Origin of the sequence: Paenibacillus sp. FSL F4-0087 (genome assembly GCF_038020215.1) — a bacterium.
GTDB lineage: Bacteria > Bacillota > Bacilli > Paenibacillales > Paenibacillaceae > Paenibacillus > Paenibacillus taichungensis.
In genome coordinates this window covers 4,382,049-4,396,659 of the sequence record NZ_JBBODJ010000001.1, presented here as the reverse complement: position 1 = coordinate 4,396,659, position 14,611 = coordinate 4,382,049, and the positions used below count along the sequence as shown (strand labels likewise).

Sequence of the window (14,611 nt, the reverse complement as noted above, 5' to 3'; positions counted from 1 at the left end):
TCTCCTCCTAGGACCAGTCAAACAGTACACCGTTATACTGGTCTTTATTCAATCTCAGTCCCTCGTATGCTTCTTGCGCTTGATCCGGCTTCATCACATGACTGATCAATGGTTCGATATGCAGCTTGTTCTTTAACATTAGTTCAAATACAATGTTCGAATTTCTCACCAGGGAATGCTTAACGAATTCGTTCGGCTCAACCGGGAAGCGCCATTCATGTGCCCCCTTAAACGTAATACAGCCTCGTCCATACAGGTGGCAGTAGTTCAATATATCGGTGACATCCGTGTTATATTCGCCTCGTGGACTGCCCAGGAAAATAATCTCTCCCAGCTTCCCGATCCACTCCAGACTTTGAACACCTACACTGGGTACACCCGTCGCCTCAATATGAGTGGATACACCTGCTCCATTCGTTAGGGCATGTATCTTTTCTTTTACTTTATCTTCTCCGCCATGAAGCGTATAGTCAACCCCACATGTCTGGGCAGTTCGAATTCGTTCTGGTGAGAGGTCCACGCCAATCACAGTTGCCCCTTGAAGGCGTGCCAATTGAGCCGCCAGATTCCCTACCAATCCAAGCCCCGTCACGCCAACAACGTCCCCAAGTTCAATATTGGATACACGAACGGAGGTGAATGCCACGGTTGCCATACGGGTGAAGGGAACCCACTTCAAATCCAAGTGCTCAGGTACCTTGATGAAAACATGATCTGTGGATACCACTTGATATTCAGCATGTTGACCATAATGGAACACAGCGTCCCCGGGCTGAACATCGTGTACACCCTGTCCCACCTCGATCACTTCACTTACACTTGCATACCCCGGACATACGGGAAGCTTGGCCCACTCTTCTTTTCCCGATAACATGGCCAGCTCCGTTCCCGGACTGATGAGGGAATAGATCAATTTCACCAATACTTCCTTCTCCCCTAGAGCTGGCAAAATAAAATCCTCTTCTACCGTTTCCACTTGCAGCGGACGAGCAAACATGATCTTTCTATTCTTCATCACCTTCACTCCTTTCTTATCTTTTTAACTACAATATAAGACTTTTCATTCGCATTGTCTTTGATTGCAAAACCGATTTTTTATCTAAAACAACGATTTTAAAACCTTTGTAAGCGAATCCAGCATAAACGCAAAAAGACTCACAAGATCCAATGATCTGTGAGCCTCAAATTCAATCTTATTCAGTCGTAGTCTGATACAATGCGGTACACCCGTTAGACGACCGGCTACTTCAGGGATAGCCAGCCGTTATTGAAACCGGATTGGCCGCATGGTTTCTTTTTTGCTAATTTCACAGCTACACTTGTCACTTCTCAACCGCCAACTACGGCTGCAGCCCATGAACCTCAAACTCATAGATTCGGGCTGCTGTATCGCCGCCCTGCGTAGGTTTCAGCACATTCAGCTTCACATAACGAGCCTTGACCAGCGCAATCGCATCCGTGGTTTCGGCTGCGGTGTTCCCCTTCACATGAACTACATCTGACCAATTCACGCCATCAGCACTGACCTGGATCGAATAGTCGCTTGTATTAAAACCAGACCATTCCCCACCGCTCTCCGCATGTTTGATGACAAAACCGCTGATCTGATGTTCTTTGCCAAGATCCACTTGCAGCCAATGCAGCTGATTACCCAGTGCGCACCATTTGCTGTTGTCCGTCACCTTGCCGTCAATTGCCTTTCCCGCATCTTCAGCAGGGCCGCAGGCGTGGTCGGCAGTGGCCGTTTTGCCAAGTGCGACATTTTTAATCCCGGAAGCGCCCCTGCTTACGGTGATCAAAGCTTGCTTCGTTACCGTATCCTGCCCCGAACTGTTGGTAGCTGTAAGCGTCACATTGTACGTGCCTTCCTTGTCATACGTTACCACTGGATTTTGCTCCGTGCTGACAGCCGGACTGCCATTCTCAAAAGTCCAAGACCAGCCTTCCGTCACCTCGGAAGAGAGATCAGTGAAATGCACCTGCTGACCCGGTGTGATCAGCGTTGCATCGGCCTTGAATCCTGCTTCCGGCTTAGGATACGCCGGCCATTGGATGGTCACGCTGGCAGCCTGGCCGCGCTCATATTTTGCATTCACTGCCACGACTTTCAGTACAGTTGCCTGTTCCGCGTTGATTCTCTTCATCTCAGGCACATAGAAGACGTTATTGGTGGTCGCACCCACCCAAGTCTCTTTGCCGTCGGGCAGAACACGGTAAATCTCATATTGTTGAACTTCCTTGTCGTTGTCCAACGCGTTCCATTTCAACCTTGCATCACCGTATATACCGCCGCGGAAATCGGATTGGATGACATTCAATTCTTCAACTGCTTCAAGTGGCTTCACTGGATTAGCATTCTTCTGAATGGATATCTGACCAATATGGATGTCATAATCCGATATGATTTCCTTGCTGTCAAAATACAAAGACAATGCCACAATCCGCTTTCCTTTATAAGGCGTCAGATTCAAGATGTCCGTCGTCCAACCCGATGCCTTTTTGTCTTTTACATCCAAAAAGACGAACTGATCAGGACGGTCTGCAAAAGCCAGGCCAACCTTCATGCTCGGCTTGTTCTGCGTTTTGTACGTGATCGACAGCTTGGTAGCTGGCTCAATCTTCAGATCGGTTTGATACAGCTTCAGATGGGTAGCATTTGCCGAACTTAGCGTACCCGATACCTTAAGGGAACTGCCCCCATAGTAGGCATCCGACCAATCGAGGGACGGCGTAAGTGCTTTACCCTTACTTTCTGTCAGCCAGCGCCATGTCGGAAGCACATCCTGTAAACTGCGGTTATTCCATCCAGTCTCCCGTACCTGCTGGCCATGGACATAGAATTTCTCACCACTGCCCGTGTTGAAGTTGGTCGTGAATGGCAGTTGGTCCACCGGCGATGATTCAATCACATTGTTCGCAATCCCTTTCCAGGCCTGGCTTGTCGCCGTATTGGCCGGGTTACCGTTCTGGCCTACCCAGAATTGATTCTCACGGGCAAAGAAATCGGCCATGCTGTCCGCGCTGTTGTACGACCAATCCGGCCGATAAATGCCGAGAGAAGTCACAGCCGGTTTCCCCTCAGGAAACAGCAAATTCCATTTCAGACTGGTATCGTATCCTTTAGCTTCCACATCAATACCTGCGAACAGTTCAAATGGTGATCTGCCCAGGCTTTTGGCTTTGGCCGCAGAACTGCCAAGATCATTCCACCAGAAATTCAGGAACATGCTGTCTGATACCTTGTTCCCGTTATCCTGAAGGAACATTGCATTCCGGTCCGTCAGCGCATTTTGCCATGAAATATTGCCTTCCTTCGTCATGGAATCATACCAGATGATCTCCATACCAGCAGGCTTATGATCCTGAAGATAACGGAGGAATGTCTTCATTAACTGTGCGTCAGTGGCTGTTCCACCTTCAGTCTCCTGATTGATAAACCAACCGTCAAAACCGTAGTACTCCGCTACCTCAATTAATTTATCCGCGGCCGGGAAGGAACCATCGCTGTTCTGCTGAAGCATTTGCTTCACCCACTCATATTTGCCACCATATACGGATGGAGGGAAGAACACTGTGCCCATGATTGGCACTCCGTTCCGGTGTGCCGCATCAATCGTGTCGGCGCTTGGTGGCACAATAATACCTTCTCCCGCCGAGCCACCCCAATATACGAGCTTGTCGACATACTGCCAGTAAGAGAACGTATTTGCAGAGAATGTATCCGAGCCCTGTGACGGAACGCCACTGGTTCCCTGATTCAACGCAGACAAGGCCATCACTTTTGGATCTTTTGTTGCGTTCGAGTTAACTGCCTCTCCTGTGAATCGGCTCTGGAGCGGAATGGTGCTCCGGTTAAATGCCGCATCCGGGTCGGAAGCTGGATTCCAGTTAAGCAATTGTTCAGGCAGCCAATAAGATGAATAAGGTTGCTTCGCCAAGGCCGCTGAGGAAAGAACAGCGCATACCAATATTACAAATAGGAGACTCGCACCAAGTTTTTTCATACCATGCCCTCCAATCCATTTTTGGCAAACCAATCAGGGTAAAAAAAGAAACGCCCGTCAAACCAGGACAGACGTTTCCATGTCTACTTTATAATTCAGGTTATTTTTGATTTGCAGCTTTCCATTCGTCGTACTGCTTTTGCGCTTCTGCAATCACTTTATCCAGACCTGCCGCTTTCAACTTCTCGATCGCTTTCGGCAGATGCTCATCCGGGTCAACAGCTCCCGTCATGATGGATGGGTAGAATTCTTTCACGATGGCGGAGATGGAAGCCACTTCCGTCTTCACCGGATCAGGATTGAAGTTGAAGCCAAAGCTTGGAGCAACTTTCGCGGAATTATTGAATTCCTTGAACGCTTCCCACTTATCAGCTGGATCTTCCTTGTGCATGTAAGTCAGGAACAAGTTACCCAGGGCAAAACCAGGCATCTGGAATCCGTCCTTCATCGCTGGCAGATCCTCAATGACATTATCTGAAATCTTATTGTAATGTGTTCCTTCAATGCCGTAGTTGATCAGGTTACGCAGATATGGATCAGTATTCAGCAAGTTCAGGAACATCATAGCCCGTTCCGGGTTCTTGGAGTTCGCCGAGATTGCATGCATAGCGCCTGTTGCCGAGCCGGTGAAAATAACCGGATCCTGCATCGGTGTAGTCACGATATCATAGCCCGCACTTCTGGACCATCCCAGTTCGGCGTACGGCTGTGTTTGTTCACGGTCAACAAACCATTTGCCTGTTTTGATGTTGTCGATGCCTTCCAGTGTTGCTACATCCTTACGCAGATAACCAGCCTGATAGTATTTACGGATGGTTTTCAACGAGCTTTTCAGCTCTTCGGATTCCAGCACATTAACGTATTTACCAGTGTCACCATTCATGTTGATACCAACCGGGAATTCGTCACCGAGCAGGAAGTCGAACGCCAGATAAGGCTTAAAGCCCTTCGGAACAGCCAGCGGAGTAATGTCGGCTGGTTCATTGTCCTTGATTTGCTGCAGGTAAGGCTCCAGATCTTCTAATGTACGAATCTTGCTGATGTCCATGTTGTATTTATCAACGTACTGCTTGTTGAAGCGCCATACCCATTGCGAAGCCAACTCTTTGTTCACTGGCACAGCATAGTTTTGGCCATCGATCTGCGATCCTGTGAGGAATCGTGGATCAAGCTGCTCTTTAATGCCCTGACCATACTTATCCAACAAATCATTGATTGGCAGGAATGCTCCTCTGGTGGCATTTGGCAGATAGTCATAAGCCCAGGAAGAGGTGAAAGCGATATCATAATTTTCGCCCGAAGCGGTTATGACTGGCATACGTTTGGAATAATCACCCCAGTCAATCATCGTGATGTCGACGGTTGTATTTATTTTCTCCATTAAGTATTTGTTCATTTCTTCCTGCACCATTGGCAGATCGCGCTGTGGACCACCAATCAGATATACCTTGAGCTTCACTGTGTCCTTATCGCCGGATTCTCCCCCGGATGCCGCATTCCCGCTTGTATCATTGGTATTACTGCCACCGCAGCCTGCTAGAACAGTAGAAAAAGCAAGCAGTAAAGTAACCATGAGCAGAGCGATTTTTCTTGTCTTCATGTGTATCCCCCTTATCAATGTTATTGTTACTGCCCTTTGAGGGCAGGCACAACCAGACTTATTCTTTGACCGAACCAATGGTCAGGCCTTGTATAAAATACTTTTGGAAAAACGGATACGCCAGCGCAACCGGCAGTGTAGCCAAGACAACCATCGCCATGCGGACGGTCTCCGTTGGCAGTGTCGAGGCAATGTCGTAGGACACGACCCGGCTGCTGTTTTGCACAACAAAATCCATATTGTTCTGTATTCGAATTAGCAATGTCTGGAGTGGAATCAAATTCGCATTGTCGATGTAGAGTAGCGCATTGAACCAGTCATTCCAGAATCCTAACGTACTGAACAATCCAATAGTCGCGATGCCCGGCAACGAAATCGGCAGTACGATGCGCGTATAGATACCGAACTCAGTAGCTCCGTCGATTTTGGCCGACTCAATAACCGCATCCGGCACGGTGGTCGTGAAAAATGTACGCATAACGATAATGTAAAAAGCGTTCATGATTGACGGCAGGATCAGCGCCCAGATCGAATCCCGCAAGTGCAGCACCTGCGTAACCACGATGTAACTGGGAACGAGACCGCCGGAAAATAGCATGGTGAAGAAGGCCAAAAAGCTGAAAAACCGACGCTGCGCAAAATTTTTGCGCGAGATGGCATACGCATACGTGGTGACCAAATACAGTGTTAGCGCGGTTCCGACAACCGTCACCGTTAAGGTAACCCCAAACGATTGGGCCATCTGCTGCCCGGATTCCATAAGGAATCGGTAGGCATCCAGCGTCCAGACTTCAGGGAATAACTTAAAGCCATTGATCGCCAGCGTCTTCTCATCGGTAAATGAGATGATAACGATGAACAGAAACGGAAAGATACAAGATAAGGCAAACAGACCGATAGCTATATTAAAAATCACATTGGATAATGGCGAAATGGCATTCAGATCTCTCGATTTCTTTCCGGTCCTCCTCGTATGGGCAGATGCCCGCTTTACCGGTTCGCTTAAATTACTCATGGAAGCACCCCCTTGCCGCAGCCTAGAATACGGCATAATCCTTTTCAATTTTACGCACAGCATAGTTTGCCAGCAGGACAAGAATCAAACCGACAATCGATTGATACAACCCTGTAGCTGTACTCATTCCTGTATCACCCATAATGGTCAAGCCGCGGTATACAAACGTGTCGATGACATTGGTGACCGGATACAGCGCACCAGAGTCCCGCGGAACCTGATAGAACAGTCCAAAGTCGGAACGGAAGATCCCGCCGATCGCCAGAATGGTGAGGATGATCATTAGCGGTCTGAGCAGGGGCAGCGTTATGTACCGGATCTGTTTCCACTTGGTGGCTCCGTCGATCATCGCTGCCTCATAATAAGAACGATCGATACCTGCGATTGCCGCCAGATATACTACACTGCCATAACCTGCACCTTTCCACAGGCCGAGCAGAATGAGAAAATACGGCCAATACCCTGTCTCACTGTACCAACTAACCGGATCTCCACCAAAATAGGTAATGATCTGGTTGAACACACCCTTTTCCACACTCAGAAACGAGAAGACGAAATAACTGATAATAACCCAGGACAGGAAATAAGGCATAAACATCGCGGTCTGGTAGATCTTCGCCAGCCGTTTGTTCAGCAGTTCGTTCATGATGATCGCAAGCGTCACCGCGAGCACCAACCCGAGAAAGATCAGACCCAGGTTATACAGAATCGTATTACGTGTGATGATATAGGCGTCACTGGTGGAGAACAGAAACTCAAAGTTCTTGAACCCGACCCATTCGCTTTTTAGAACGCTTTCAAGAAATCCGCCCGGATGAATCCTGAAGTCCTTAAAAGCAATAATCGTTCCGAACATTGGCAAATAGGCAAAAATGATAAACCAAGCTGCTCCCGGCAGTACCAGCAGAAGAAACGCCTTGTTCTTCATCAGACTTTTGAAGATGCCCTGCACGGCTGTCCCTCCTTATAATCTCGTTCATTATTGCTTTAGTTGCATCCAGCATTAATCCCCTATAATCAACACTGGATCTAAGCCCTTTTGGTGCTTTGGATTTCCTCGTTCACTCCTACCTCCATTATGCAAGCGCTACCAATTTTGAGATAGTTGAAAAACCCAATAAATTGATGGATTAATTAAAGATCGTACATTCATTCCATAACAAAAAAGACACCCCCACATGGGGAGTATCTTCATTCAGCCGGAGCCCCGGCTTACTTTTTCATGTAGATTGAGCGCAGCTCCGTAGGAGAAACGCCAGCATATTTCTTAAACTGTCTGTAAAAGTATGTGGAGTCCCAATAACCCACCTCGCCCGCTATTTCTGCAGTCTTTTTGTCCGAATATAACAGCAAATGAGTGGCACGCTCGATTCGGTACTGGTTCACATAATCAGAAAAGGTGGTACCGACCTCTTGCTGGAACAATTGGCCGAGGTAGTTCGGATGAAGCTCCAGCCTCTGACTGAGCGTCTTAAGTGACAGCTCATCCTGATAGTGATTTTTCACCACCTCCAGCACAGACATGATATGCGGACTGTACGTTTTCTCGGCGGTATGATATGTATCCAGCGTGCGATGAACAACCTTTCTGACCAATTGTTTCAGTTTGCTGAGCGTATGAATTCTGGACAGAGGTCCGAAGATGTCCCCGTAGTCAGGCGTTTTCTCCAGTTCCTTGGCGGCCAGCATAAGCTGGATCGCAGAATTGAAGAACGGTGTTCTCGGTAGACAGGGTTCCTTACTTTCAGCAATGAAGAATTCGTCGATGAACCGGTCCACCTCAGTACCTTCACCATCCCGCAGCAGCTTGTGAAACTGCTCCATCGCAGGCCCTGGCTTCTCTTGATACTCATTGGCAGCTTCTTCGTTCTCCACTTGCATGATGAAGGTTTTACAATCCATAAACAAATGATTCTGAAGCCATAGCTTTACGGACTTGCAGCTCTTCGGAAAACCCAGATAGGTCGACTCGGATTGACCGATGATCCCCCATACACGTGCACCTGTATCCTCGGCGACCGCCTGCTTCATCCTGTTAAGTGCCTGAAGCTGCCACTCAGCACTGCCTTCCGTACCGGCTGAAACGAACAGCAGCATGATGTCTCCCTCCTGATCGGGAAAGCAGATAACACCGCAGCCATCCGGGAGGCCTTTGTTCCCGACCTGCTCACATTGCTCAGCAATTCCAGGCAGATACATCTGGGGATCATCCCTCTTGTCATCGCCTACAATCCGCAGAGAAGCCGCACAATATGTGGACTTGTTCATGGGAATCTCAAGCATCTGCGCACGCTCACGGAATTCTTTGGCGTCAATGGTCTCGTTCGCCCACCGCTGCAAAATATTGTTGCGCAGAATTCTCCAGCTCTGATCCATTTGAATCTGGCGCATCTCTTCGTGCTCCCAATCCCGCTGCATATGCTTGATGGTCGCTTCCAGTTCATCCATATTGACTGGCTTGAGCAGGTAATTTTCGACCCCCAGCGAGATGCCCTCCCGCACATATTTGAATTCTTCGTAACCGCTCAAAATAATGAATTTGGTATATGGATTGCGCGCTTTAGTCTCCCGGATCAGTTCAAGTCCGGTCATTTGCGGCATCATGATATCCGTAATAATCAGATCGACAGGAACCTCGTCCATCATTGCTAGCGCTTCCAACCCATTGCATGCCGTTCCGGCAATCTGCATGTTATTCTGATCCCAATCAATGATGGCTTGCATTCCTTTCACAATAAGCGGCTCATCATCGACCAACATTACACTTCTCATCCCGTTTCCTCCCTTGTAACTGGAATGCTGATGGTCACCTCACATCCTTCGCCCTCCACACTGTTCAGGTGCAGTCCATAATCACTGCCATAATTCAGACGTATGCGGTCGTGCACGTTCTTAAGACCCAAAGATCGGTCAGATGTCTCAGCAGCTTCATCACCCTTATGCAATCCATGCTGCAGTTCAAGTAATCTCTCCGCGGAAATCCCCTTTCCGTTATCCTTCACACGGATGTGAATCACGCCGTTCTCTTCTTCGGCTGTGATGGAAATCCGGTTATCATCATCATTTGTACGAAAACCATGCACAATGTAATTCTCAATAATCGGCTGGACCAGCAACTTGACGACCATGCTTCCCGCCGCTGCATTCTCAATATAGGTCTCCACGTGCAGCTTGTCCTCATACCGATATTGGACCAAAGCCAGGTACATGCCGCACAGCTCTATTTCCTCCGCCAAGGTTACATGGGTCTGCTTTTTGATCAAATGACGGAACATCGTGGCGAGAATATAAATCATCTGCCCAACATCCCTCGCTCCCAAACTGATGGCTTTCATGCGGATGCTTTCGAGCGTATTGTACAAAAAATGCGGATTAATCTGGGCTTGTAAAGCCACAAGCTGCGCATTTTTTTGCTTAATCTCCGACACATATACCGTTTCTATGTAAGACTCAAGCCGATCACACATATGATTAAATCTCTGCGAAATCTGCTGCAGCTCATCTTCCCCCTCCATATCGATACGTTTACTCAGATCACCCTCCTGCCAGCGACGCATGTAAAGCACGAGTCTGTGAATTTTTTTGGAATAACGACGGATGATGGTGAACGTTACCGCGATGCTAATCATGATGCACAAAATCACAATCCCAATGAGGCTGAAACGAATCGCCTGAAGGCTCTGTTTGATTTGCGACTCCGGAATAATAGAAGCCACGACCATTCCCGTATTCCCGATATTCAGTAGCTGCACCTTGGAGCGCTCCTCCAGATCCACCCAATCCTCCGGTAAATTCATCTTCCCCCAGTACGGGTAGACGGTGTTGTCATACTTGCCCTGCGAATCGAAAATCACCTCACCTTCCCCGGTCATCAGCATGACCCGACTGTTCTTGCCGCCCGGTCTGTCTCGAAGAAGCCCTTTGATGCGGTCTGTATTCAGCTCAAACATAATTGCACCATACTGCTTCAATGTCACGGAGTCTTTGAGCACATTCGCGTAGCTGTACGGGGTAGGCTCATCAGCCATTTTCCCTTCGAACAGCGGTTCGCTGCCCATGTACTGCCAAGGTGCACTCCTCAGCCGCTGGAACCAGTCCTGATGCCCTGCAGTCAGCTTGGGATGATAGTAAAAGTGCTGAGTCTCCCGATTAAGAACATAGAAGAAATCCTGATCCGTGCTGTATAAGACGACATTTGCAATCGAAGCCTCATCCTTTAACAGCAGACGTAATTGATAATCGAAGTTTCCTCGCTCCGTGCGGTAGCTGTAAGCATATTGATTCAGACGCCAATTGAGAAAATCCTCGTATTCATGAGTCAAAAAATACTTCAGATCATCGCCGATCATGGCGTCGGTATAAATCTGCTGCACGGCACTATACAGCCGTTCGTACTGCTGATTCAGGTTGATGCTGACAATATCCAGCTCCTGCAAACTCGCATCCATTTGTTCCTGTACCACTCGCTGTTCATAGTAGCGGTAGGCCAATACCGCGATGCTGATGAACAACAGGACCATCACCATGGAATAAAACAGCAGAATTTTGTTGAACATTTTTTTCTTCAAGTAGTTCTTATACATGGTTCGTATCCTGGACATTCGCGCCTGAACACCTCCTCCAGACCCATTTCCAACTCAGTGTATCACCGTTTGGTTAAATTCGACAATCACCAGTGCATAGAACCAGTAATCCATATTACGATTTGTCAAAATTGAATGGAAGCGCTATAATGGGCGCATTCCCCTATAAAAGTTATGTAATACATACTCGCTTTGGATGCTCTCTATATATGAATCACTCCCCGATAAAATGAACTGGGGGTTTTTATGATGTTTCTTACTGAAAACAAACTACAAGCACGTATTCATGAATTATCCGAGCTCCGTTACCGGGATCGTCTGCCTTTAAATCATTTTCTCGCCTGCGAAGACCACAGGGAAGAGATCAACCCTGTCCTGCCTGGAGACGATAGCCATTGGAAGCCTATGCATACAGGAGAAAGTTGGTCCGGTCGAGATCTCTATTTGTGGCTGCGTACAAAAGTCGAGTTCCCTGCCTCCTGGGAAGATAAACGGATTGTCGGACTGTTTGATTTTGGCGATACCGGGGGTGGTAACAATTCCGGCTTTGAATCACTGTTCTACTGGGATGGCAAGCCATTTCAAGGCGTAGATTCCAACCACAAGGAAGTGTTCTTTCCAGCCTCTGCCGCAGGCAGCACCAACGAGTTGGTCTTCCGCTTATGGTCCGGTCTGGAAGGTGGTGGTCAGCCCCGCAACCAGACGCATACGTTCAGACAAGCAGAACTGTGCTGGCTGGATGAAGCTGTTGATGATCTTGTATTTACAGGGTCGGCGATTCTGGAAACGGTCAACATTCTGGACGCCCATGCACCGGAGCGTACAAAGCTGCTTCATGCACTCCAGCAGTCCTTCCGACTGATTGACTGGTCGCAGCCTAAGTCCGATGTCTTCTATTCCTCTGTGCATGACGCAAGAGATGACCTAAGCTCCCGATTGAATGCGATGGACAAGGCCTCTGATGTGACCGTTACTTGTATTGGCCATACTCATATTGACGTTGCCTGGCTGTGGCGGTTGAAGCACACGCGCGAGAAATGCGCCCGCTCCTTCTCTACGGTCATGCGTCTGATGGAGATGTTCCCGGAGTATGTTTTCCTTCAGACACAGCCGCAATTGTACGAATATGTGAAAGAGGACTACCCGGAACTGTACGAATCCATCAAGGAACGTGTCGCTGAAGGTCGCTGGGAAGCGGGCGGCGGCATGTGGCTGGAGGCTGACTGCAACCTGACCTCGGGTGAATCCCTGGTCCGACAATTGCTGATTGGCACTCGTTTTCTCAAAGAAGAATTCGGGACGGATTGCCGATATCTATGGTTGCCCGATGTTTTCGGCTACAGCTGGTCTCTGCCGCAAATTCTGAAAAAATCCGGCATCCATACGTTCATGACAACCAAAATCAGCTGGAACCAATACAACCGCATGCCATTCGATACATTCCACTGGCGCGGCATTGACGGCTCAGAGGTGCTGACCCACTTCATTACTACACCCGAGCCTTGGTCCGAGCCGGGTTCATGGTTCTATACCTATAACGGGAAAATCATTCCGAAGACGGTCAAGGGCATCTGGGATGCCTACCGTGATAAGGAGATGAACCAGGATCTGCTGCTGTCGTACGGATACGGAGACGGTGGAGGCGGAGTTAACCGGGAAATGCTGGAGATGAGACGACGGCTGGATCAACTGCCCGGATTGCCCAAGGTCAAGACAGGACGCGCAGATGATTATTTTGAAAAGCTGCAGGAGACGGTCGAGAAAACCGATTCGTACATCCATACTTGGGATGGCGAACTGTATCTGGAGTATCATCGCGGAACGTATACCAGTCAGGCGTACAACAAACGGATGAACCGTAAGCTTGAGCTGGCTTACCGCGAAGCGGAATGGCTGAATGCATTGCAAAGTATTGTGCATAATGACTGGAATCTGTATCAAGAGAAGTCTCTGACTGCGGGTTGGAAAATCATTTTGCGCAACCAGTTCCATGACATCATTCCCGGTTCCTCCATCACAGAGGTGTATGAGGATAGCAGAATTGAATATGCAGAAGCTGAGCAGATTGGCAGTCACGTAGACACGCAGGCTCGGATGGCTATCGCTTGCAGCGAAGAATCTCCGTATACGTACACCATTTGGAACTCCTCCCCATGGGTCGTTACAGAAATCGTGAGCATTCCTGCGGCATCAGGCGAATTGGAAACGGGAACTTGGCTGAGCGATTCAGGAGAGATCCTGAACGCTCAATACCAGGATGCACGTTGGTCCGTCGAGGTGAATAATATTCCTTCGCTGGGGTATACCACCATTCACTTCCAGAGCGGTACGGTAAACGATATCCCTGAGCAATCGCCATTCATCCACACAGCCAACGGAATTGAGACACCGTTCTATCTGCTCGAGTGGAATGAGAATGGGCAGTTGACCCGCCTTTACGATAAAGAGTCACATCGTGAGGTGCTTGCCAAAGGCGCTAGAGGCAATGTGCTTCAGGTGTTCGAGGACAAACCGCTTGCCCACGAGGCCTGGGATATTGATATCTTCTATCAGGAGGATATGCGAGAGATTACGAAATGCACCAGCATTGAAGTCGTAGAGACGGGACCACTTCAGACCGTGATTCGCTTTGCTTGGGAATACCTTGGCTCCACGATTACGCAGAACATGACTGTATATACCGGGCAGCGACGAATCGATTACACCACTGAGGTGGATTGGCATGAACAGCAGCAACTGCTGAAAGTTGCCTTCCCAGTCGGCATCCGCTCTACGGAAGCCACCTACGATATTCAGTTCGGTAACGTTAAACGGCCGACGCACTGGAACACAAGTTGGGACTGGGCGCGTTTCGAATCCGTTGGCCATCAATGGGCTGATCTGTCCGATAGAGGTTATGGCGTCAGTTTGCTGAATGATTCCAAGTATGGTTATGACATTAAAGACAACGTCATGCGGCTGACCCTGATCAAGAGCGCTACGCACCCTGATCCACATGCCGATCAGGGACTGCACAGCTTCACCTATGCTCTTCTTCCGCATCAGGGAGATTGGCTCGTTGGCGGAACCGTGCAGCAGGCCTGGCTTCTGAATGCTCCAGCTCGATATACACAAGGGGTATCAGAGCAGCCAAGTCGATCCATGCTCACCTTGTCCGGCAGCACAGCCATGATCTCGGCAGTTAAGAAGGCGGAGGATTCCAATCGTGTCATCGTACGCGTTCATGATTATTCCGGCAGCATGAATATGCATGAACTGACAAGCGATCTACGGATTCACGCGTGGAGAGAATGCAATCTTATGGAAGTACCGGAGGGCGAACTCCTGTATGATACACCGATAACTTTTGCTCTTGAACCTTATGAAATCAAGACGTTTGAGGTTGATCTGAGAGTATAATCCTATAACT

At 48.6% G+C, this 14,611-nt stretch carries 8 protein-coding genes; 1 reads left to right on the top strand and 7 read right to left on the bottom strand.

Annotated features, from left to right (window positions below; translation table 11 throughout):
* Positions 1-7 precede the first annotated feature (7 nt).
* The 7 genes from MHB84_RS20235 to MHB84_RS20205 form a co-directional block, all read right to left on the bottom strand.
* A complete protein-coding gene (locus MHB84_RS20235) occupies positions 8-1,015 on the bottom strand; it encodes a zinc-dependent alcohol dehydrogenase (protein WP_076287869.1) in 1,008 nt (335 codons plus the stop codon).
* A 325-nt stretch (positions 1,016-1,340) separates the two neighbouring features.
* Positions 1,341-4,004, bottom strand: coding sequence for an endo-beta-N-acetylglucosaminidase (locus tag MHB84_RS20230; RefSeq protein WP_076287868.1), 2,664 nt, complete (start codon positions 4,002-4,004; stop codon positions 1,341-1,343).
* Positions 4,005-4,104: 100 nt separating this feature from the next.
* Positions 4,105-5,604, bottom strand: a complete 1,500-nt coding sequence (locus MHB84_RS20225; protein WP_076287867.1) for an ABC transporter substrate-binding protein — start codon at positions 5,602-5,604, stop codon at positions 4,105-4,107.
* Positions 5,605-5,662: 58 nt separating this feature from the next.
* Positions 5,663-6,619, bottom strand: coding sequence for a carbohydrate ABC transporter permease (locus MHB84_RS20220; RefSeq protein WP_064635967.1), 957 nt, complete (start codon positions 6,617-6,619; stop codon positions 5,663-5,665).
* Between the two features lie 22 nt (positions 6,620-6,641).
* Entirely contained in the window at positions 6,642-7,547 is a 906-nt protein-coding gene (locus tag MHB84_RS20215; RefSeq protein WP_445322134.1) for an ABC transporter permease, read from the bottom strand.
* Positions 7,548-7,831: 284 nt separating this feature from the next.
* The gene (locus tag MHB84_RS20210) at positions 7,832-9,391 is read right to left on the bottom strand and encodes a response regulator transcription factor (RefSeq protein WP_076287865.1); all 1,560 of its coding nucleotides are present in this window, start codon (positions 9,389-9,391) and stop codon (positions 7,832-7,834) included.
* Positions 9,388-11,220, bottom strand: coding sequence for a cache domain-containing sensor histidine kinase (locus MHB84_RS20205; RefSeq protein ID WP_076287864.1), 1,833 nt, complete (start codon positions 11,218-11,220; stop codon positions 9,388-9,390). The genes MHB84_RS20210 and MHB84_RS20205 overlap by 4 nt, the downstream gene beginning before the upstream one ends.
* Positions 11,221-11,451: 231 nt before the next feature.
* On the opposite strand from MHB84_RS20205, the gene MHB84_RS20200 reads away from it, so the two are divergent.
* On the top strand, positions 11,452-14,601 hold the full coding sequence (locus tag MHB84_RS20200; RefSeq protein ID WP_076287863.1) for an alpha-mannosidase: 3,150 nt from the start codon (positions 11,452-11,454) through the stop codon (positions 14,599-14,601).
* The last annotated feature ends 10 nt before the right edge of the window (positions 14,602-14,611 follow it).

Bases quoted from the DNA above. Each gene is read 5' to 3' on its own strand.
- MHB84_RS20235 (WP_076287869.1), bottom strand. From the start codon at position 1,015: ATGAAGAATAGAAAGATCATGTTTGCTCGTCCGCTGCAAGTGGAAACG.
- MHB84_RS20230 (WP_076287868.1), bottom strand. From the start codon at position 4,004: ATGAAAAAACTTGGTGCGAGTCTCCTATTTGTAATATTGGTATGCGCT.
- MHB84_RS20225 (WP_076287867.1), bottom strand. From the start codon at position 5,604: ATGAAGACAAGAAAAATCGCTCTGCTCATGGTTACTTTACTGCTTGCT.
- MHB84_RS20220 (WP_064635967.1), bottom strand. From the start codon at position 6,619: ATGAGTAATTTAAGCGAACCGGTAAAGCGGGCATCTGCCCATACGAGG.
- MHB84_RS20215 (WP_445322134.1), bottom strand. From the start codon at position 7,547: ATGAAGAACAAGGCGTTTCTTCTGCTGGTACTGCCGGGAGCAGCTTGG.
- MHB84_RS20210 (WP_076287865.1), bottom strand. From the start codon at position 9,391: ATGAGAAGTGTAATGTTGGTCGATGATGAGCCGCTTATTGTGAAAGGA.
- MHB84_RS20205 (WP_076287864.1), bottom strand. From the start codon at position 11,220: ATGTCCAGGATACGAACCATGTATAAGAACTACTTGAAGAAAAAAATG.
- MHB84_RS20200 (WP_076287863.1), top strand. From the start codon at position 11,452: ATGTTTCTTACTGAAAACAAACTACAAGCACGTATTCATGAATTATCC.